A 21603-nucleotide genomic window follows, 5' to 3' on the forward strand; every position below is an offset into this window, starting at 1 on the left:
ATTTCAATCGTGTTTTGTACATATTTTTCTATCCATCAGCGATTGACCGCTATTATGTAGGTGTACACTTCACGAAAATGTTTTAATAACTCCACTGACACCTACACCCATACAGGTCTATCCTTCGCAAAAACGTTTTCCCTTATGTACAAAACCCATCTCAATTCAAAACAAATCTTGAAGGGTAAACATTTGAAACGCAAAGATAATCTCCTGATAAGTCTTTTATGTGTTTATCTGTAAACTCCAACAGCCAACTCATATTAATGGCAGCTACGTTTTCGCCCATTATTTCGCACACAGGGATTTTTTCTTTATTTACTTTGCGCTTGAAATCTACGGCCATTTTGTTCCTTCATATATTGCAAGAGAGACCTTGTTAATTCAGTTGGAAAATATCTCTTGAATAAACGTTATCCTTCATATCTTCCATGCAAGCATCATAACTATCTGTGATAATCGCATTGTTTATTGCCTTGAACTTCTCCAAATCGTTGGCCCCGACAGATTTCAAGAACATTTTGTCATATAGCTTGTAGATTACAACCACTGCCAATTGCTTCTTGCACTTACTGTGTTGGTAATCTTCTTTTTAACCGTAGTAGCTAGACATCTTCAAAATTAAATCAGTAATGAAGTCCTGTCATATCTGCATAGTTATTCAACTTATTAAAATTTGTATAAGATGTACATACTATCTATCAGACAAAATGTGTTTTTGCACTCCCCATATTTGCTTCAAAACCGACAAGCCCATAAATCATACTTGTCGGCTTAAATATCAATCCCATAAATCCGGCTTTCATAACAAAACAAGTTTCCACTTTGTATGCTGAAAATTATTGAAAGCAACCACGCACTTACGCAGTTCCCCTTCTCCATATACTCCATATTTTCTACTGCCTACAGGAACAATTTTCTCCCCTTACCTCCAAATAATTGTTATTATTGATTCGGAAATACATTCCATAATGCATATACAATATCCTGTCATCTCTGGAAATTAACGTAATCCAGACAAATTTGTGCATCAAAAAAGTACAAATGATCTGAAGCAATTTGTGCTTTATAGTACACCTGTGGGGCAGTCAGAAAAGTGTAGAATATATTTTTAATTAATACACCACTAAGCAGAAAAACTCATGCATACGACATTATCTCCAATTAAATAATGTTATTTTCATTAAAAAGTCCTATGATTTTTGCTGTTAATATGCTATGTTTAAGTTAATATAATTGTTAGGGGGTAATTTTGATGTATCGAATAGCAATGCAACAATTAATCAATTGGAAAAATAAGAAGAATCGGAAACCTCTCATCATTAGAGGAGCTCGTCAGGTTGGAAAGACCTGGCTCATGAAAGAATTTGGTAAAGAGAATTATAGTAAAGTAGTTTATATTAATTTTGACAATAACGAGCGGATGAAAAATCTTTTTGATGGAAGTCTTGAAATTGAGAGAATTGTTACTGGAATTGAATTATATGCTGGACATAAAATAGATGTTGATAATACACTTTTAATTTTTGATGAAATCCAAGAGGTACCAAAAGCATTGACTTCCCTCAAGTACTTCAATGAAGATGCACCTCATTATCAAATTGTATGCGCTGGGAGTCTTCTTGATGTAGCTTTGCATAATGGAACGTCATTCCCAGTGGGAAAAGTAGAGTTTATGGATCTTTATCCACTGTCTTTCTTTGAATTTACAATGGCGTTGGGGAAAACACCACATGTAACTCTTCTTCAAAACAAAGACTTTGAAATGGCTTCTGCCTTTAAACAGGATTATATTGATTTGCTTAAATACTATTATTATGTTGGTGGAATGCCAGAAGTTGTCATGAGTTTTACTGAAAATAAAGATTTTAATGAAGTACGTGAAATCCAGCAAGGAATACTGTCAGCATATGAACAGGATTTTTCAAAACATGCACCTAATGAGACCGTTCCGCGGATCAGAATGCTTTGGAACAGTATTCCGGGACAATTGGCAAAGGAAAACAAGAAATTTATTTACGGACTTGTTAAAGAAGGGGCAAGAGCGAAGGAATATGAATTGGCACTGTTATGGCTTACGGATTGTGGTTTGGTTCATAAAATCCATCGGGTGAAGGCACCTAGTCTTCCCTTAAGTGCTTATGAGGATTTAAAAGCATTTAAATTGTTTCTTTTAGATATTGGTTTACTTTCCTGTATGACAGGATTGCGTCAGGAAACACTGTTGGATGGAAATAACCTTTTCAAAGAATTTAAGGGCGCGTTGACTGAACAATATGTCCTTCAGCAACTCGAAACAATCAAAAATCTCAATATATATTATTGGACAAATGATCGTGGTACAGCAGAAATAGATTTTGTCATTGATAATGGGCATGATGTAATTCCGATTGAAGTGAAGGCTGAACAAAATTTGCAGGCAAAAAGTTTGAAAAGCTATCGTGAAAAATTTCATCCTCAATTATCGCTGCGTGTTTCAATGGCCGATTACAAAGAAGAAGAATGGCTGATTAATTTGCCTCTGTATGCTGTGGAAACTATTTCGTAACCTGTCAATCTTAAAAACTTTATTCCTCTTCTGAGGATGACAAAAATAATGCACATAAGATTGAAAATTCAATATTATCCTGCCGATAATATGATATACTATACTCGTGTAACAGGAACATTTCCTGCCGACAGGACTTGGAATATTCCGGCAGCATTTACCATAAAACACAAATTGACCTGACGTACAGTTCGAACCACATTGAGGCAGCAGCCTTACTCATGAACAGACCCGATATATCTTTCAAACCAATACCATCGGTGTTGATAATAAAATTCTTAATGTAGATGATGTAATCGAAAAGCAAATCATTTCTGCTGTATCAATATGATACCTGTCTCATGGCATGGGATAAGTACAAAGCCTATCTGGATTATTTTAGAATTGAAGTTGGTTTGTCCAGAGGACAGTCTTAGCGTTTACAGTGTCCTTCGTACTTATAAATATCACCTTTCTATCTTATATCAGATGGAAAGGTGATATTTAGATATGAATGATTACTTACAGCGGAAACGGCATGCCCCGCACTCATAAGAGGGGAGGCTAAAATAAAAGAGGCATGTATGCAATATACTGCCCCTTTACGAGAATCACCTTCTTAGTACTTAATTCTAGAACAACCTGATATGTTTTGTACTTTTTAGTTATACGACCTCTCCCCATGTGATTGTTCATAACGTACTATAGTACTAAAACCTTCATTAATTCCACTAATACCCCTGCCGTCAGATTACAAAATATATCCTTGCCAATATCCCATAAATTACTTTGAACCAATTTTTTTAATGATTTACTGTCTTTTTTATCAATGGCTTCCAATGAATCATTCAAAACCTTCGTCTCTTTTCTTGTAAAATCCCTAAATTCTATTGCTTCAAATCCAGACCTCAGCATTTCCCAATCTATATTCCCGCTCGCCTTATTCGACATTGTATTATAATCTCCAGCCTGGAAATTAGAAGCATTAATCGCTCCATTAAAATGAAATTCACTCATTGTACCACTCCTTATAAACTACCGCATTTGATTATAGTCACCGAACTGTACTTTTTCAATTTGAGCATTTCCCATATTTACTACATAGTTTGCCTGACTGCTATTTATGCATTCCGCCAGCACCTTCATAATTCGTTTTAGAAAACCAGCATCTTTCCCGCTAAAATATATAAGACGGCCAGAATTTAATTCAATTGTCAGGTAATGTCCCAATTGACTATTAAAATACAGGATATAACCGCACATACCAATTCCTGCCGCCAAAATTAAGAATCCGATCAATCCGTTGAACCCCATCATTATAACCCCTACCAATATACAAACAACTGCCCATGTTGGAACTTTCATTTTCTCCATAGGCGCAACGCTAATTCGCGAAATATTGTCCAATTGAATAACACTATCGCTATAAATCAATGTATTCTGATAGATTTTCAATTCATTCGTATCTACCACTTTTTCTTTCGCATCCAAACTAATCATTTTTCTCTTCCTTTCACAATTTAATCCTTGAAAAGAAAATGACCTGACTTTCAATCTAGAAACGCACCACCTATTTAAAATAATACCACAAGAAAACTTGTTTCTCAATAAGGATCATCCGCCGTTCAGAACTTTGCTACCCAGAACTTGCACCCCATCTTTTCTATGATAAGCTATGATCAAAACAACACAGAATAAGTTGTTTTGTTCTTTTAAATATGTATTTATTAACATAAAAATGGAGGGCTATAATTGGCAGTAACAGGGAAGATATAGATTATAATCCAGACAAAGTGCTACGAGAGTTGGTAGTCGATGCTGTATCGATATATACAGAGGGGAAACCTATCCGTTCTATACAGCAAAAGGGCTGAAGTTTCAATATGAAGTCCACGGTGGTGAAATGAAGGTTGATAGAAAGAATAAGAGTATTACGAGAAGCAGTGTGGAAATAGCATATCAGAAAGTACTGGAACTGGAGGGAATTGTTACAGGACCAAAAAAACTGGGGGTGTTTGGGGCCAGCTATTTATACCCAGTATTTATGCGAATTGGAGTGATAAGATAGGTTCTGGTAGATCAAAATGCAGGCAATAATATAACCATGATTATTAAAATCACGATTATATATTATTGACAATCTGAAACTTGTAGAGTATATTTAACCTAACCAAGGGAAAACTTTTGATATGGAGGAGATGCAGCTTGTTTATCGGACGTGAAAAAGAATTACAATTTTTAAATCAGAGATATGAATCCCCCAATAGTGAGCTGATCGTGCTCTATGGGCGGCGGAGGGTTGGTAAAACTGAAACGCTCCGGGAATTCAGTCAGGGAAAGGACCATGTGTTTTATTCCTGTATTGAATGCACTGACTCACAACAATTGAATTCCTTCAGCAGCAGGGTGCTCCAGAAGGATATTCCCGCATCAAAATATATAACCACCTTCTCCGACTGGGAACAGGCTTTCTCCAGTATTACGGAGTTAAAGGATACCGGCAAAAAACTGTTAATAATTGATGAGTTTCCTTATATGGTAAAAGCCAACCGGACAATTCCATCAATCCTGCAGAATCTTTGGGACTTGAAACTGAAAGATGAAAATGTAATGATCATATTGTGCGGCAGCGCTATGAGCTTTATAGAGAAAGAGATTCTGGCGGAGAAAAATCCACTTTATGGCCGTGCAACAGGTATATTAAAGATGAATGAAATGGATTTTTATGACGCTATCCGGTTTTTCCCGGATTACTCAGCACTTGATAAGATTAGAACCTATGGCATATTAGGCGGAATCCCACATTATCTCAAGCAATTTGACAGCCAAAAATCAGTGGGCGAAAATATATGCAGAAATGTTTTGCAGCGCGGGAGCATTTTATATAGTGAAGTTGAATTTCTGATGCGGCAGGAGCTTAGAGAAACTACGGTTTATAATACTATTATAGAAGCAATTGCACTGGGAAATACGCGGCTAAATGATATCTCCCAGAAAACGCAGATTGAAAGAAGCAAGCTGATGGCGTATTTAAAAAATCTGATGAATTTAGGAATTATTGAACGCGAGTTTTCAGTGACGGACAGTGTTAAGGAGCAGGCAAATACACATCGTGGTTTATATAAGATAACAGATCCGTTTTTCCGTTTTTGGTATGCATTTGTATTCCCGAATATGTCTGAGCTAGAGGCCGGAGACTTTGAGGGGGTATACAAATACATCGTTGAGCCTCAGCTTGAAGAATTTATTTCGTATGTTTTTGAAGATGTCTGCCGCCAATATTTACGCAGGGAAAATCAAAGAGGACATTTACCATTCCATTTTTCTCAGATTGGCAGATGGTGGAACAAAACGGATGAGATTGATGTTATGGCAGTAAACCGGGAACGTACCGCTTTTATGGTAGGTGAATGCAAGTTTAAAAATAGAGCATTTGAATTGTCTGAATTTGAACATACACGGGAAAAATTTACCCCGTCCAGAAAGGACGCGGACATATACTATTTTCTTTTCTCAAAAAGTGGTTTCTCACCAAAAATCGAAAAAAATGATTCTGCCGTTTATCTTATTGATTTAGACACTATCACTGCAGAATAGGATAACATCAAATCACTTACAAAATGGGGCAGGTAAGTCTACCTGCCTCTCCATTCAGCCATTTTCACTCAATATTACCATCATCTATACGGTATTCATAAAATTTCTCCCATTATACTTCATCAGTACTTCCCTTTTCCTATTCAAAGATACTTCTGTATAAATCTGTGTTGTCACGATACTATTATGTCCCATCAATTCCTGTACATCACGTATGTTGGCACCGTTATTCAGCAATTGTGTTGCAAAACTGTGGCGCAGAAAATGCGGAGTCGAGTGGGGATTTATCTTTGACAATTCTCTATACTTATAAAAAATGTTTTCAATACTAAAAATACTCAGCCTTCCCCCTGATTTATTCACAAACATAGCTGAATCCTGTGGATTCATTTCCAACCTCGTTATGAGCCAGTGATTCAGCTTTTGGCATACTACCGGCGATGAGATAAACAGCATTCTTTCCTTTTTCCCTTTCCCGTGAATCAGAACAGAACACTCCTCCCGATTATAATCTTCAATATCCAGCGCAGCTATTTCTCCAATTCGCAGTCCAAGACAAAACAGAAGCTCTATGATGCACATATTCCTTATGCACAATCTACGATGATAATCCGAAGAAACATTTTGAAACTCCGCAGTTACTGAAGCAATCAGACTCTGTATCTCTGCTTTGGAAAGTGTCTTAGGCAGGTTTCGGGGAATTTGAAATTTTCTGGACGAGAACTTAAAAAAGACCTCGTTCATTTCCAATGTTTTATTTAAAAAATCACAGTACTGCCTTATAGATACATACTTTCGGCGTATGCTCCGGCAGGATAATTCAATTTCGTTTTGGAGATATAAAAAATACATCATAACTGTTTCATCGTTCAAATCATCATAATGGCGCAGATCAATCCATCTAATCATATTATCGACATCGTTTTTATAGGCATACAGAGTCTTCTCCCCCAAATTCCGTTCAATAGAAAGAACGTCTACAAATTCCTGGGCGAGTAACATTTGCTGCCTGTTGTTATATTTCATGATGATCACCTCTCTCTTTTGTATGTTAACGCAGGATATAAAGAAAGAAAAATGTGGACATGGCGATCGAATGTTCGGAGGACGTTGTCTCATAATAATTACCCATATCTGTTAAAAAAGTGACAGATATATTATTACACATTTCGTGGCAATGTGCCACGAATACAGGAAAAATGTGGAGATATGACACATATTATATTATTTTATGAAAATACAAGAAAATTCAAACAAGTATATGGGAATTCTGAAATTTCATGATTACCATCAAAGTAAATAGTGGAAAAATATCTACCCGTCAGGTCGGAGAGGTCGGGGGATTAACAAGTTCTCCTCTTGCATAATAAGATAAAAAATGATAAACTCATCTTATGATTACTAATTACACAATTAGTAATTTGAAATGTACTTCAATTAACTTGTGATATGGGACACACAGCTATAGAATAAAAAGCAGCTTTATTATAGGAGGTATATTAATGTTTATTGGCAGAGAACGAGAATTAAAAAAGTTAAACACGTTATATGGAAGCAACCAGTTTGAATTTGTTGTCTTTTATGGGAGAAGACGGGTAGGCAAAACGACTTTAATTAATGAATTTATAAATGATAAGAACAGCATATACTACATGGCCGTTGAGGGAACCAAAAAGGAAAACCTCCAGGGATTTTCGAAGGCATTATTTTCTAATACTGGTATCGAATCTCATTTTCCTGAATTTTCAGATTTTGCAAAACTATTAGATTATATTGACAGCTTGTGTGATAAAAATGAGCGGTTGATTATAGCTATAGATGAATTCCCTTATCTGGCTTCTTCCTATCCTGCTATTTCATCCATGATCCAAAGCCATATCGACCAATGTTGGAAAAACAGCAAATTATTTCTAATTTTGTGTGGATCCTCAATGAGCTTCATGGAAGAACAGGTGCTTGGATACAAAAGTCCTTTGTATGGCAGAAGAACTGCACAGTTTAAGATACATCCATTTAGCTATTTCGAATTCAGGCCCATGCTGGAAAAATTTTCTTCTGAAGAGCAGGCAGTTTTATATGGCGTAACAGGGGGGATTCCTGAATATCTTTCAAGAATTGATTCCTCCCTGTCTATGGATGAAAATATTATTAATCTGTTCTTCGATGAAAGCGGCCGGTTATTTGATGAACCTTCTAACCTGTTGAAGCAGGAGCTGAAAGAGCCGGCGACGTATCATTCTATTATCTCCGCAATTGCCAGCGGCGCCAGCCGTATGAATGAGATCGCTACAAAAACAGGTCTTGAAACAAGCGGGTGCAGCAACCAGATTTCTTCACTCATAACATTAGGAATCGTGAGTAAAGAGGTTCCGGTAACAGAAAATGCATCAAGTAAAAAAACGCTTTACCACTTAGATGATAACATGTTTCTGTTTTGGTATCGTTTCGTCCGCCCCAATCTGAGCAGTATTATACGTGGAATAGGTGAAACAATTTATAAAACACTGGTGCGTCCGCAGCTTAACGACTTCATGGGGAGTGTATTTGAAGAAATCTGTCAGCAATACCTTTATCTCCCCGACATTTATACAGCACTTCCATTTCCGATAGGGAACAGTGGGCGCTGGTGGGGGAACAATCCGGTAAAAAAGCGGCAGGAGGAAATTGATATAATGTCTGTACAGGAACCGAGTGCACTTTTTTGCGAATGTAAATGGCGAAACAGCCCTGCAGCTTTAGACGTTATTGAACTTCTGAAAGAACGGGGCACATTATTTCAATATACAAATAAATATTATATTATTTTTTCAAAATCCGGATTTACCAAACAAGCCATAGACTATGCAGAACAGCACAACGATACTATGCTGGTTTCTTTCTATGATATTAATGAAAAAATATACGAGTAAACCTTCTATAATTAAGAGGATAAAATACGGACATGCCGATTGCCGACATGCCCGTATTTTTATTTTACTTTCTGTATAATCCTTAATATCCCAAATCCAACTGCGGCACCAAGAACATTTGTAATTACGTCATCTGTCTGGCCATATCCCATCTTTGTAATCACCTGTGTCACTTCAATTGCCAAACTTGTAAAAAAGGCCGTTAATAAGCAGAAATACAAGTTATTCATACGTGTCCACAGTAGTGGTAGCAAAAAACCAAAGGGAATAAACATAATGATATTTTCAACTACATACGCATGACTCTGGGGTGTTGTTCCAAATGTAGAAAATGGAATCAAAGACACCATATCTCTAGAACCAGGTTCCCGGGACAGAAGTGCAATAAAAAGAACTGCTGTGAGATATGTAATAAGAAAAAATTCAAAAATACATGTTTTCTTATTGACTACCTTACTTTTTAGAATATAATGCATTGCTGTTCCCAAAAACCCACACATAATTCCAATAGGTAAATAATTCATTGCCGATAAGATGTCGTTTATAATATAACTCATTTAGATTACCTCGGCTCTTACACTTAATCTCCGTTGCGTTCTGCATAATCAGGACTTAGAAGTCTATGTAATGAACGGTTATGCAAAGATTGCTAAGTATTATATAAATAGTAAGAGGTTTTCTTAATTTTAAGATGTCTGTTTTCATATTTAAACAGTATGACGCAAAAATGAATAAATATCAAGGTTATCTTTTGGTTACAATATAAACTTCGTAGTTGGAATTGGTCGCTTTATTAGTTGTAAGTGCTATAGAGATATAATGTTGAATTTTCTTAATTTTACTTTTTATTGAAAATACTCCATGATTTTTCAGATTTCTATAATTTATAAATAGTCATATTTCTTATGTATGGGAGGATTTTAAATACAGTGATTGTATAAAGTATTCCCATATCTTTTCGTGGATATTCCTATTCTTAGATAAATCAAATCAAAATCCCATTATTAAAAGGACAATAGAGTAATTATTTCCGAATCAATAATAACAATTATTTGGAGGTAAATACAAAATTAATTATTAATGGTAGTTTTTATTACACGCTCCCCGATAATAAACGAGTAGTAAAATTCGTAAATAATAGAGAAGACCCATTTAGGTGACTTCCATTAACTATTGCTACTCTGTGACAATAGTGGAAACGACAAATATACTTCATACTACTATTCTTGAGGCTACTCGTTTATATATAACAGTTGCCAAGGGGTGTTCTCAATACTTTTACGAAATTAAGAGTGTGATTAAGGGGTGCCGATGGAAAAATGTTTAAATATTATTGTTAAGAAACTCTGCTAAGTTGATTAAAGAAATAAATCCATGACTAAAAAGTCTGTAGTTTGAGATCAGTTAGATTAAGGGAGTGTAGTTTATGAAAAACAAGATACAAATGAAAACAGACGGAGAAGCAATACGCGTTGCTCACATTGTTGGGAAAATGGTTGGAGGAGGATTGGAGTCAACAGTTCTTAACTATTATAGATATATTGATCGTTCAGCAATCCAGTATGATTTTCTAATAGATGAAGATTCAACTTACATTCCTGAAGAGATCGAGCAGCTAGGAGGACATATAATCTTAATTCCACCTTATCAAAACTTGTATTCATATCAGAAAAAGCTTTATAAGATTTTGAAAGAAAATAAGTATCCTCTCGTATATTCTCATATAAATACTTTATCTGTTTTCCCCATGTTTGCGGCCTGGAGAGCAAACATTCCAATTAGAGTGGTACATAATCACAGTACTGCTGGGAAAGGAGAATGGAAAAAGAATTTAATAAAGTATAGTTTACGGCCACTTTCTAAAATATTTCCAACTACATTATGTGCTTGTTCAAACTTTGCTGGTGAGTGGATTTTTGGTAAAAGAACTATGGATAGTGGTAAAGTAACTATTTGGCAAAATGCGGTAGAAATTGATAAGTTTCTTTTTAATGAAGAAAGAAGAGATATTACCAGATGTGCATTAGGAGTTAATGACAGATTTGTGATAGCACATGTTGGAAGATTTATTCACCAAAAAAATCATGGTTTTATTATAGATATTTTCAATGAGATTTACAAAAAGAATTCGAACGCTATTCTACTTTTAGTGGGTAATGGCGCACTAATGCCTATTATTAAAGAAAAAGTACATGCTCTTGAATTAGACGATGTCGTTATTTTTACAGGTAACAGAAATGATATAGAGGACATATATCAGGCAATGGATGTTTTTATTATGCCAAGTTTTTATGAAGGATTAGGAATGGTTGCTGTTGAAGCGCAGATTTCGGGGCTCCCAGTCATTTGTGCAAATACAATACCTATAGAGGCAAAGATATGTGAAAATATGAAGTATTATTCTTTAAAAGATTCTGCTACAAAGTGGGCAGAGGAAATATTACAATATGCAGATGGTTTTGAAAGAAAAAATATGAAGAATGAAGCAGTTGCTTCGGGATATGATATAAACACTGCTGCCAAAAAAATGACTCTGTGGTATAAAAAGCTATTGAGTTTAAAAGCGGGAGAAATTTAAAATGGAATCTGAAAAAATAAGAGTACTCGTCATTTCTTATCTTCCATGGAGAAATGATGTTAGTACTGGTAATACGCTGACGAATTTATTTGAGGGGCTTCAGAAGAAGATGGAATTTGCAAATATATATTTTAAAGGTGGCAAACCGCAGAATAATGTAGCGGAATTCCATTTCTATATTTCAGAAAAACAATTAGCCAAAAGTATCATTACAAAAAGACCGGTTGGTGAAGAAATTATAGCTAAATGCAATGAACATGAAACTATTTCTCCAGATAACGGTATATATAATAAAGCTCGACAGATGAGATGGGAGTCAATGCTCTTAGTGCAAGATTTAATAGGCATATGTGGGAAATGGAAATCTGAAGAACTTAATGAATTTATTAATAAATTTGAACCTGATATAGTGTTTGGTCCACTTGGTCGTGTTCCAGCTGCAAACATTTTGATGCAATATGTGCACGAGAAATATAGCATACCGATAGTACCATATGCCTGGGATGACCATTATTCATTAAAAAAGAGAGCACTGTCTCCCTTTTTTTGGATTAAAACATTTATTGAGAGAAAGTACATTAAGAGATGTGTTGACGCTAGTGAATTCTTATATACTATTACTATTCCGATGCAACAAGAATATGAACAGTACTTCAATAAGAAATGCAAAGTTTTATATAAAGGCTATGATTTTTTGGGGGAAGCTCCAGTTAAAGATTCGGTTAGTTTTCCTGTAAAAATTGTTTATATGGGGAATATTGGCTCGGGACGCTGGCAGGTGTTAGCGAAAGTTGCAAAGGCTATTTCAAACATAAATCATAATGAAAAGAAGGCTGAGCTTTTTATATACACGATGTCCCCCAAATCTAAAGCTATTAAGAGAGCTTTGACAATAAAAGGCACATCAAAACTAATGGATCCAGTACCTTATGAAGAAGTACTGCCAACAATGAACTCAGCGGATATACTGCTGTATGTTGAGCCAACTTCAGAGAAAGAAAGACTTTTCTTTAGATTATCTTTTTCCACAAAAATTGTAGACTATTTGTATAATGCCCGATGTATTTTTGCGGTGGGGGGCATGACGGCATCAATTGATTACATGAAAAATAATGCTGCTGCTATAGTTGAAACTAAAGATGATAAAATAGAAACTACTTTATACAACTTGATATCTGACCATCACAAAATTTTACAATATGGAAAGAATGCATGGGAGTGTGGTGTTCGAAATCATCAGAGGTCTGTGATACAGGATAACTTATATGATACATTTGTAAATATTACGAAAAAATAAATGTAGGAAGGTTGCTAGGAATGAGAGCGGACAAGTTAAATTTGAAGATAAAAAAGATTCTTGGTAGAAGAGCAAAAAAAGTGCTCGTTAAAATGATACATCCTTGGAGAAATCAATTTATTCTTTTTAACTGGTCTAAAAAGGCACAGAATAATCATGTTAATCTCGACTACTGGGATGAGACCGAAAATCTAGGAGATACGCTATCACCTGTTATTGTTAACCATCTACTTGCTCTAAGAGGAATCTCGCCTGACAAAGAAGTAAAGGGGAAAAAACATCTATATGCCGTGGGAAGCGTTCTAACTGCAGGTATCCAAGATGCGACTATCTGGGGAAGTGGTATATTAAATGCCAGTCTCAATTACCGACTTGAAAAAAGGAAACTCGATGTTAGAGCGGTGCGAGGCCCAGTAACTCGAATAATTCTCATGGATCATGGTTATGAGGTTCCAGAAGTATATGGAGATCCTGCAATATTACTGCCGGAAATATACATGCCCCAAAAAATTCAGAAACAATATAAATTTGGGTTAATTGCGCATAAAGATTATGATCTCTCGAAAGTAGCAAAAAAAAACTTCCAGAATAAAGCTATAAAAACGCTCAATATTTGTACTGCAGATTATAAAACTTTTATTGATGAATTAAATAGTGTGGAGGTGGTAATATCATCCAGTTTACATGGAATTATACTTGCTGAATCTTATGGTATTCATGCAATTCTTTTGGAACCCCAAATTGATATATTAAAATACTCTGATTATTATTATAGTACTGGAAGACTAACATTTCCAGTTGCAAGGACAATAGAAGAGGCTTTAACTATCCATCCTACAGCTTTGCCTAAAATGGAGGAACTACGAAGCAAGTTGAAGGCAGCATTTCCATATGATATTTACGATTGAGGAGAAGTAAGTATGATCAATTTAATTATTAAAGATGGTTTGGGTAATCAGATGTTCCAGTATGCATACACTAGATATCTGAAATATCAATATGAACAGCAGGGGAAAGAAGAAGAGATAGTTATTAACCCATATTATATAAATAAGTACGATTATAGAAAGGTTTCTCTGCAAAACTTTAAACTCAATGATTCTGTAACATTCATGAATTTAGCAAAACAAAATGCAAATATGAATGCGTTTATGGCTAGAACGATAATTGCTAATGGTACAGATTTAATATCTTGGAAAATTCTGAAGAAATCAAAACCATTAGGAGAAGAAAAATTTTTAAAGCGCTCCCGAAGAGGTCTTTATTATACATATCGCTCTCAAACAGAATTTAAAACTGTGTTATCAAAAGCAAAAAATAAATATGTATTTGGATGTTTTCAAGGTGAATCGAATTTCGCCCCGATCTCGGATATAATCCGACAAGAATTTGAATTCAAAACAGAACCCAATGAGCAAAATAAAATTATGTTGCGGCAGATAGAGTCAACGGAAGCCATTTGTTTACATATTCGACGTGGTGACTATCTCAACCCAGAATGGAGAAATCTTCAGATTTGCACTTTTGAATATTATAATAGAGCAATTAATGAAATAATGAAAAGAACTAATAATCCTGTATTTTATATTTTTACTAATACGCATCAGGATATTGAATGGATTAAAGAAAACTATCATTTTACTAATAGTGTAAACAATAAACAATTGCGGTTAGTTTATGTTGATTTGGGTAATCCCGATTATGAAGAATTACGGCTCATGAAAAGTTGTAGACACTTTATTATTTCTAATAGCACCTTTAGTTGGTGGGCAGCTTATCTATCTACTGCATTAAATAAAGTCGTACTGGTACCGGAAAGATGGAATTTAAGCTTTGAGAATGATAACTCAATCTATTTAAAAGACTGGATTAAAATTCCTACGAGGTAATAGCGGGGAGGTACTAATGGAAGTTAAAGAATTCATAATGATGGAGCGAAGGAGGAAATTGGCTCTGAATTTGTGGAATGCATTGATACTGGTTGGCATCATTACAACAATCATCGTTATTTTTTTTAATAGATCAGTAATTATAGTCAGTAATCTCGCCATCCTGCCTGCATCATATGTTGTAAATCTCCTTATTTCAAGACGAATATTTTCAAGACAGCCAGGATTGGCCCTTGCAATTATAGAAATAATATTATTTTGTAGATGTATAATGATACCTATGCTTTATGCATTCGACCAGTCATATACCGGTGTTATTGTGTACCGTGCTGATTTGACGAATGCAGTTTGGCTTATTTCATATGAAATTATATCAGTGGGGCTTGCTATGTTTGTGTGGAGTAAAATCAAACATAAGGATCCATATGTAGTATCTGAAATAAAAGAAGTGAATTCATTAAAATATACTACCATTTTTACTATCTTATTTTTTTTCTTTATTATTGTAGTAAATGCTAAGCTTAGGGGAAATTTGCTTAATTTTTCGTTATTAACAAGAGAAGAGCTGGGGCTTGCTGCCGGAACATCTAAATCAGAATATTTGTCAGATATTCCAGGATTGTTTAGGGTATTTTATAAAATTGGCCTAGTAACAATCATGACAACCCTAGTAAGGTTAATATCTAACAGAAAAATTAATAAAATATTAAAGGCAACACTTCTTATTTTAGTTTGTATTGGATTCATTTCAAGTATGTGGACATCTGGCTTTTCAGTTTCCAGATGGGGAATGCTTATAGCTGCAATTATTAGTGTATATCTATTGATATACTCTTTTCCAGAGAAAAAGAAACTAATAATTTCTGCAGGCGTTGTAGGAATTATCGTATTAATACTAATCGGTTCTTTACTGAAAGTTTTTTCATTCGGACATACGGAGTATACATTGGTCGATTCGACAATGAAATATTTTAATAATGAATATTTTGATGAATATTTTAACGGAATAGCACCTGTTGCAAATGGTATGAAGGTGGCCGAGGTATATCCTCGTCCACCATCAGGCATTTTTGTTGATACATTTTATAATTTTCCATATGCTATGAAGATTATGGGGCTTTCTGGTGAGACTCCTGCAAATGATCTTTTTCGCTCCTTCACCGGGCATTATGATTTAATTATGCCGACGGTGACTGAAGGCATGATGCAGTTTAGCATTCTTTTTGCACCAACTTATTCTGTTATATTAGTATTGGTTGCATTATGGTGTGATAGGAAACTGCAGGTTACAAATTCACTTTACAAGAAAATATATTATGTTGTACTTGTGTTTTGGACATCTCTATTTATGGCAGTTAATACAAATATAATAGAATCTAATATTTGGTATGCTGTAATTGGCATCTGGTTAGTCAATATTGAAGAAAAGATAAGGGTTTTGAGATTAACTAAATTCAGTTGTAGGAGACATATACTATGAGAATAATGTGGGCCATATTTGTTACTTTCCCTGAGGTGGCTAATAAAGTTGGAAGAAAATCAGAATATGCATGTACTTGGGCGAGGGCACTAGCTGAGAAAATTAGATATAGGAGAGATGTTGATCTAGCGATAGTATCTGTTGCTGATGCAAAGACAATCCAGAAATACAATATAAATGAGGTTGATTTCTATTTTTTGCCAAACAGAAAAGAAGTTTTACATACTGGAGGAGGAAAAAATGCCAGAAAGGCTTGGGAAGAAATCTTGGCAGATTTTAAGCCAGATGTAATTCACATTCATGGCAGCGAATCTTTGGTTCCATATGAACTTATTAGGATGAATCCTAAAATACCACTCTTTCTGACCCTACAAGGTATTCTTTCCAACTATTATAAAGATGCTTATGCTGGACTGGAGATAGGTGAAATTTTGGCAAACTATTCACTTAGAGATGTTATACGCCATTCTGGAATAATTTGGGACAAGAAGGCTGAAATAAAGAAAAGTAAATATGAACAAGAAATGTTGAAAGGTGTCGGATATCTTGGGGGGAGAACAACATGGGATAAAGTGTCATCTCATGCAGTCAATCCAAAGGCCAAATATATCTTTGCTCCTGAACTGATCCGACACGAGTTTTATACTGCTTCCAGATGGAGTGTAAATGATATTCATAGACATCGTATATTCATGCATCAAGGTTTCAAACCAATAAAAGGACTACATATCTTATTAAATGCTATTAAAGAATTACAAAAGAAATATCCTGACATAGAGCTCTATATGTCTGGAACAAATATAATGAAAAATGAATCTGTAAAGGATAAATTACTTCAACCAGGATATGTAAAATATCTTTTTAAGAAAATAAATGAATATAACTTACAGGGATGTATCCATTTTACTGGAATATTGAATGCTGAGCAAATAGTGAATGAACTAAAGAAGTCAAATGTTATGGTTCTTCCGTCTTCAATTGAAAATAGTCCGAATTCTCTTTGTGAGGCGCAATTAGTTGGTATTCCCTGTGTTGCAAGTTTTGTCGGCGGTGTACCGGAAATGTTACGTGATGGACAAGATGGATTTTTATATACCTTCAATGAGCCATTAATGCTTGCGGAATATATATCTCGAATCTTTGATTCTGATAAGTTAGCAGAGGAGTTCTCAAAGTCCTCCTATGAATGGATTAGGCGCAAACAAGGTGAGGATTATGTAGTTGAAAAGTCAATAGACAATTACAGATATATTATAAATGATACAAGCAATTCCTAACATATATGTGGGAAGGAGAATAATGGAACAGAAAATTTTAAGAGAATTACAACTAACAGAATTGGAGATTTTGAAAACGGTTGATGCCCTATGTATGAAGGAGGGGATACAATATTACTTAGTTGGTGGGACTTTATTAGGTGCAATCCGCCATAAAGGCTTTATTCCATGGGATGATGATTTAGATATTGCAATTCCCAGAGCGGATTATAATCGATTTATAGAAATATGTTTATGTGGTGGTTTAGGTAAAAATTATGAGTTGCATCATATTTCTACAGACAAAAATTATTGGCTTCCTTTTGCAAAAATCAGGAAGAAGAATACATTATTTAATGAAACAGATATAAAAATGTTAGATTGTAGGAAAGGAATTTTTATTGATGTTTTTCCACTTGATTCATGTGCAAAAAATTCAGGATTAACATATCATTTAAGAGCGAAGATAGTAAAGACTTTAAATTTTGTAATTAATATGCGTGTTAGAAAATGTAAGATTAAGACCATACAAGCAAAAGTCATATATCTGATCACAAGACCGTTTAGCATAAAAACTATTACTTTATTCAGGGATACACTGTGCACAAAGCAAAAATCTGGAAAATATATAATTAATTATGCTTCTAATTATAAATACACTAAACAGACTATGGATAAATCAATATATGGAAAAGGAATAAAAGTATCATTTGAAAATGGAAAATTTTGCGCGCCTATTCTATACATAAAATATTTGGAACAGTTATTTGAAAATTGGAAACAGTTACCTCCAGAAGAAGAAAGACGAAATCATAATCCAACTAATATAATATTTGATTTAAAAAAGGAAGGACGCTAAATATTTATGCGGGAATATTCACGAACTCAAAATGCTGCAATAAATACTTTGACGAGTTCTATAATGCAAATAGTAAATGTCATTCTAGGATTTATTAGTAGAACGATATTTATTCATCTTCTAAGTTCTGATTATTTAGGGGTTAACAGCCTATACACAAATATATTGACAGTTTTGTCTTTTGCCGAATTGGGAATAGGAAATGCAATTGTGTTTAGCCTTTACAAACCAATTGCTAATCATGATAAATCGAAAATACAGGCTTTGATGACACTATACAAAAAGGCTTATCAACTAATTGGGGGTGTGATTTTTGCTTTAGGTTTATGTGTCATCCCCTTTATGAGATATTTAATTAAGGATGCACCTGACATTAAAGAAAATATTATCCTTATATATATTCTCTTCTTATTGAATACATCTGTATCCTATTTATATAGCTATAAAAAAACTCTGATCACCGCGAACCAGAAGGACTATATTGTTCAGTTATATACACGAGCATTTCAGCTAATCCAAATTGTCCTTCAGAGTATTTTTTTATTGCTAACACATGAGTATATTATTTATTTGATAATTCACATAGTCTGTACAGTAGGTCAGAATATAGTATTATCAATTAAAGCAGATAAAATGTATCCGTTTATTGCCGAGAAAAATGATAATAAACTAAGTAAAGAGGAAACAAACTCAATTTTTGATAACGTTAAGGCATTGTTTGTGTACAAATTTGGATCTGTAATTTTAAATGGTACAGATAATATTATTATTTCGTCAATTATTAATGTTGCTACAGTCGGTATTGCATCAAACTATACAATGTTGATGAATAATGTAACAAATATAATTAGCGGTGCAATTAATTCACTAACTGCAAGCGTTGGTAATCTTTCTGTTAAAGGTAGTAAGGAACAGATTCGCAGTATCATGCATCAGCTTCTTATGATATGTGTATGGTTATATGGATTCATTGGTATATGTTTTTTTGTTTTAGCTAATGAGTTTGTAGAATTGTGGATTGGTCCTAAATATTTGTTAGATCAAAGTGTCGTTTTTGCAATTTTATTTAGTATTTACATTAATGGCGTTCAGTATGCAGCATATACATTTCGTACTACTCAGGGACTTTTTATACAAAGCCGGTGGGTCCCTATGATCTCGGCCATAATAAATATTATTTTATCAGTATGGTGGGGAAAGACTATCGGCTTGTCTGGTATTTTCATAGCAACAGGAATATCCAGACTTTTAACAACAACTCTTGTTGATCCTTGGCTCGTCTATAAAAATAATTTCAGTAAAAAGCCTTTTGAATATTATTTTAAATATTTTGCTGAATCCTTGGCTGTTGTAATAAATGGTTTGATTCAATATTGGTTGATAGGTCTCGTACCAATAACAGGTTGGATTGGTTTTTTTGTGAAAGTTATTATTGTTTCCATTACAGCAAATGTGGTTTTTCTTATAGAACTTGGATGGACTAAAGATTTCCGAAATTTAGTTAATAGAGTTGCACCAAGCTTCAGAAAAGGCTGAAAAACTAAAGGAGGCTATACTATGAAAAAATATAAGATTGGCTACACTACAGGTGTATATGATATGTTTCATATTGGACACCTGAACATTTTAAAGAGAGCAAAAGAACAGTGTGAGTACTTAATTGTTGGAGTGAGCACTGATGAGCTTGTAAAAAGTTATAAAGGTAAAACACCCATCATCCCCTATAAAGAGAGGTTTGCCATTGTTGATTCAATTAAATATGTAGATCTTGTTGTCCCGCAGACTACAATGGACAAAATGGAGGCTTGGAATGAACTACATTTTGATGTTATGTTTCACGGTTCTGATTGGAAGGGAAGCGATATGTACAATAGACTCATCGAAAAATTTCATGATGTCGGAACGGAAGTAGTGTTTTTGCCACATACATCAGGGGTATCGTCGACTTTGCTATCTGAAGTCCTACATAAGATTCAGGATGATAATGAATAAATTTGATACAGGGGGACGGAGAATGTATTTGACCAGTGGAGATAAACTTGAATGCTGTGGATGTAAAGCGTGTGTGGAAATTTGTCCTCAAAAATGTATATCCTTAAAAGAGGATAATGAGCATTTCATTTATCCAGTTGTAAATAAGACCGAGTGTACTCATTGTAATTTGTGTGAAAAAACATGTCCTATTAGTAGTCATATTTTTAAAAGTTCTAACAAAAGTGAAGTATGGGTAGGAAGATATAAATCACAAAATGTTATATTTGATAGCTCTTCTGGTGGAGCATACACTGCTATATACAAAACACTTTTGAAAGAAAACTATATTTTCTATGGAGTCCGTTGGTCAGAAAACTTTCAAGTTATTCATGATATTGCAAAAACGGAGCAGGGATGTGAAAACTTCAGAAAATCCAAATATGTTCTAAGCGATACTAACAAAGTGTTTTCGAAAATAGAAGGGCATTTAGTAAATTCTGAAAAGGTTTGTTTTTCAGGAACACCTTGCCAATGCGCCGCTTTGTTAGCTTATTTGAATAGCAAACATATAAGATGTGATAATTTAATTGTAGTGGATATTATTTGTCACGGAGCACCAAATCAGTACTTGTTTGACAAGTACATCAGCGAAAAAATAGGGAGTAAATCAAATATTACTGGATATATCTACAATTTTAAAAACAAAACCCCTTATTCTGGAAAAGTTAATTCTAGATCTGCTGAGATGATTTCACCACAAGGAGAATCATATATTTTAGATTCCCAGAATGATCCTTTTATAAAAGCTTATTACGGCCGGCTTTTTTACAGACCGGCGTGTGGGGACTGTCGGTTTGCGAGACCGGAACGAGTATCTGACATAACAATCGGTGATGCATGGCATATAGAGCGAGATTATCCTGAATGGAATTCCTTAGCGGGCGTTTCACTTATACTCTTAAATTCACCAAAAGGGAAGTCCTTATTTGATGACATAAAAAAACAAATGGAAGTTAAAAAAATGAATATTGCATGGGCTGTGGAAACGAATGCGCAGTTAAGCAAACCTACACAGATGCATCCTAAGAGAGAGAAGTTTTTTAGTTTGCTTGAAAATACCCCCTTTGAAGTGGCTGTATCAAAATCAATGGATGGATCAGTATTTAGAAGAGTAGCAAGAAGAATAAAACGGTTTGTAAAATGATTTTGAATTTAGTACGGAACGCTATAAACAATT

Annotated in this window: 18 protein-coding genes; 14 read left to right on the top strand and 4 right to left on the bottom strand. The window is 34.5% G+C overall.

What is annotated here, in order from left to right; all coding sequences use genetic code 11:
- Window positions 1-1255: 1255 nt before the first annotated feature.
- Entirely contained in the window at window positions 1256-2548 is a 1293-nt protein-coding gene (locus tag DWX43_RS12295) for an ATP-binding protein (protein ID WP_118620465.1), read from the top strand.
- Between the two features lie 681 nt (window positions 2549-3229).
- On the opposite strand, the gene DWX43_RS12305 is transcribed toward DWX43_RS12295, so the two are convergent.
- Complete coding sequence (locus DWX43_RS12305; RefSeq protein WP_118620466.1) at window positions 3230-3544, bottom strand: hypothetical protein; 315 nt, start codon at window positions 3542-3544, stop codon at window positions 3230-3232.
- Between the two features lie 18 nt (window positions 3545-3562).
- On the bottom strand, window positions 3563-4027 hold the full coding sequence (locus tag DWX43_RS12310) for a hypothetical protein (protein ID WP_118620467.1): 465 nt from the start codon (window positions 4025-4027) through the stop codon (window positions 3563-3565).
- Window positions 4028-4430: 403 nt separating this feature from the next.
- Here DWX43_RS12310 and DWX43_RS12315 point away from each other — a divergent pair, with 403 nt between their 5' ends.
- Window positions 4431-4595 (top strand): hypothetical protein, encoded by a 165-nt coding sequence (locus tag DWX43_RS12315; RefSeq protein WP_243099303.1) that lies wholly within the window; start codon window positions 4431-4433, stop codon window positions 4593-4595.
- Between the two features lie 137 nt (window positions 4596-4732).
- Window positions 4733-6124, top strand: a complete 1392-nt coding sequence (locus DWX43_RS12320; RefSeq protein ID WP_118620469.1) for an ATP-binding protein — start codon at window positions 4733-4735, stop codon at window positions 6122-6124.
- Between the two features lie 84 nt (window positions 6125-6208).
- On the opposite strand, the gene DWX43_RS12325 is transcribed toward DWX43_RS12320, so the two are convergent.
- Window positions 6209-7150, bottom strand: coding sequence for a tyrosine-type recombinase/integrase (locus DWX43_RS12325; RefSeq protein WP_118620470.1), 942 nt, complete (start codon window positions 7148-7150; stop codon window positions 6209-6211).
- A gap of 476 nt (window positions 7151-7626) precedes the next feature.
- Here DWX43_RS12325 and DWX43_RS12330 point away from each other — a divergent pair, with 476 nt between their 5' ends.
- Entirely contained in the window at window positions 7627-9033 is a 1407-nt protein-coding gene (locus tag DWX43_RS12330) for an ATP-binding protein (RefSeq protein WP_118620471.1), read from the top strand.
- 59 nt (window positions 9034-9092) lie between these two features.
- On the opposite strand, the gene DWX43_RS12335 is transcribed toward DWX43_RS12330, so the two are convergent.
- A complete protein-coding gene (locus DWX43_RS12335) occupies window positions 9093-9590 on the bottom strand; it encodes a VanZ family protein (protein ID WP_118620472.1) in 498 nt (165 codons plus the stop codon).
- Window positions 9591-10459: 869 nt separating this feature from the next.
- Between DWX43_RS12335 and DWX43_RS12340 the strand changes: the two genes are divergently transcribed.
- Genes DWX43_RS12340 through DWX43_RS12385 form a run of 10 tightly spaced genes read left to right on the top strand, consistent with a single transcriptional unit; the run spans window position 10460 to window position 21570 of the window.
- On the top strand, window positions 10460-11611 hold the full coding sequence (locus DWX43_RS12340; RefSeq protein ID WP_243099304.1) for a glycosyltransferase family 1 protein: 1152 nt from the start codon (window positions 10460-10462) through the stop codon (window positions 11609-11611).
- A 1-nt stretch (window position 11612) separates the two neighbouring features.
- Entirely contained in the window at window positions 11613-12908 is a 1296-nt protein-coding gene (locus DWX43_RS12345; protein WP_118620473.1) for a hypothetical protein, read from the top strand.
- 20 nt (window positions 12909-12928) lie between these two features.
- On the top strand, window positions 12929-13816 hold the full coding sequence (locus DWX43_RS12350) for a polysaccharide pyruvyl transferase family protein (protein WP_118620474.1): 888 nt from the start codon (window positions 12929-12931) through the stop codon (window positions 13814-13816).
- 12 nt (window positions 13817-13828) lie between these two features.
- Complete coding sequence (locus tag DWX43_RS12355; protein ID WP_109733747.1) at window positions 13829-14797, top strand: alpha-1,2-fucosyltransferase; 969 nt, start codon at window positions 13829-13831, stop codon at window positions 14795-14797.
- 16 nt (window positions 14798-14813) lie between these two features.
- On the top strand, window positions 14814-16277 hold the full coding sequence (locus DWX43_RS12360) for a hypothetical protein (protein ID WP_118620475.1): 1464 nt from the start codon (window positions 14814-14816) through the stop codon (window positions 16275-16277).
- Window positions 16274-17554, top strand: a complete 1281-nt coding sequence (locus tag DWX43_RS12365; protein WP_109733749.1) for a glycosyltransferase — start codon at window positions 16274-16276, stop codon at window positions 17552-17554. The genes DWX43_RS12360 and DWX43_RS12365 overlap by 4 nt, the downstream gene beginning before the upstream one ends.
- A 22-nt stretch (window positions 17555-17576) precedes the next feature.
- Entirely contained in the window at window positions 17577-18392 is an 816-nt protein-coding gene (locus DWX43_RS12370; RefSeq protein ID WP_181368863.1) for a LicD family protein, read from the top strand.
- A gap of 6 nt (window positions 18393-18398) precedes the next feature.
- Window positions 18399-19928 carry a sugar translocase gene (locus tag DWX43_RS12375; RefSeq protein WP_109733751.1) on the top strand — a complete coding sequence of 510 codons (1530 nt, stop codon included), beginning with the start codon at window positions 18399-18401 and terminating at the stop codon, window positions 19926-19928.
- Window positions 19929-19949: 21 nt separating this feature from the next.
- Window positions 19950-20384, top strand: a complete 435-nt coding sequence (locus DWX43_RS12380) for an adenylyltransferase/cytidyltransferase family protein (protein ID WP_109733752.1) — start codon at window positions 19950-19952, stop codon at window positions 20382-20384.
- 22 nt (window positions 20385-20406) lie between these two features.
- The gene (locus tag DWX43_RS12385) at window positions 20407-21570 is read left to right on the top strand and encodes a Coenzyme F420 hydrogenase/dehydrogenase, beta subunit C-terminal domain (RefSeq protein ID WP_182440684.1); all 1164 of its coding nucleotides are present in this window, start codon (window positions 20407-20409) and stop codon (window positions 21568-21570) included.
- Window positions 21571-21603 lie beyond the last annotated feature (33 nt).

Origin of the sequence: Clostridium sp. AF19-22AC, assembly GCF_003479085.1 — a bacterium.
GTDB lineage: Bacteria > Bacillota > Clostridia > Lachnospirales > Lachnospiraceae > Faecalicatena_A > Faecalicatena_A orotica.

Coding starts and splice junctions, on each gene's coding strand:
- DWX43_RS12380 (WP_109733752.1), top strand. CDS start 19,950: ATGAAAAAATATAAGATTGGCTACACTACAGGTGTATATGATATGTTT.
- DWX43_RS12375 (WP_109733751.1), top strand. CDS start 18,399: ATGCGGGAATATTCACGAACTCAAAATGCTGCAATAAATACTTTGACG.
- DWX43_RS12330 (WP_118620471.1), top strand. CDS start 7,627: ATGTTTATTGGCAGAGAACGAGAATTAAAAAAGTTAAACACGTTATAT.
- DWX43_RS12360 (WP_118620475.1), top strand. CDS start 14,814: ATGGAAGTTAAAGAATTCATAATGATGGAGCGAAGGAGGAAATTGGCT.
- DWX43_RS12350 (WP_118620474.1), top strand. CDS start 12,929: ATGAGAGCGGACAAGTTAAATTTGAAGATAAAAAAGATTCTTGGTAGA.
- DWX43_RS12295 (WP_118620465.1), top strand. CDS start 1,256: ATGTATCGAATAGCAATGCAACAATTAATCAATTGGAAAAATAAGAAG.
- DWX43_RS12365 (WP_109733749.1), top strand. CDS start 16,274: ATGAGAATAATGTGGGCCATATTTGTTACTTTCCCTGAGGTGGCTAAT.
- DWX43_RS12335 (WP_118620472.1), bottom strand. CDS start 9,590: ATGAGTTATATTATAAACGACATCTTATCGGCAATGAATTATTTACCT.
- DWX43_RS12345 (WP_118620473.1), top strand. CDS start 11,613: ATGGAATCTGAAAAAATAAGAGTACTCGTCATTTCTTATCTTCCATGG.
- DWX43_RS12370 (WP_181368863.1), top strand. CDS start 17,577: ATGGAACAGAAAATTTTAAGAGAATTACAACTAACAGAATTGGAGATT.
- DWX43_RS12315 (WP_243099303.1), top strand. CDS start 4,431: ATGAAGGTTGATAGAAAGAATAAGAGTATTACGAGAAGCAGTGTGGAA.
- DWX43_RS12310 (WP_118620467.1), bottom strand. CDS start 4,027: ATGATTAGTTTGGATGCGAAAGAAAAAGTGGTAGATACGAATGAATTG.
- DWX43_RS12325 (WP_118620470.1), bottom strand. CDS start 7,150: ATGAAATATAACAACAGGCAGCAAATGTTACTCGCCCAGGAATTTGTA.
- DWX43_RS12385 (WP_182440684.1), top strand. CDS start 20,407: ATGTATTTGACCAGTGGAGATAAACTTGAATGCTGTGGATGTAAAGCG.
- DWX43_RS12305 (WP_118620466.1), bottom strand. CDS start 3,544: ATGAGTGAATTTCATTTTAATGGAGCGATTAATGCTTCTAATTTCCAG.
- DWX43_RS12355 (WP_109733747.1), top strand. CDS start 13,829: ATGATCAATTTAATTATTAAAGATGGTTTGGGTAATCAGATGTTCCAG.
- DWX43_RS12340 (WP_243099304.1), top strand. CDS start 10,460: ATGAAAAACAAGATACAAATGAAAACAGACGGAGAAGCAATACGCGTT.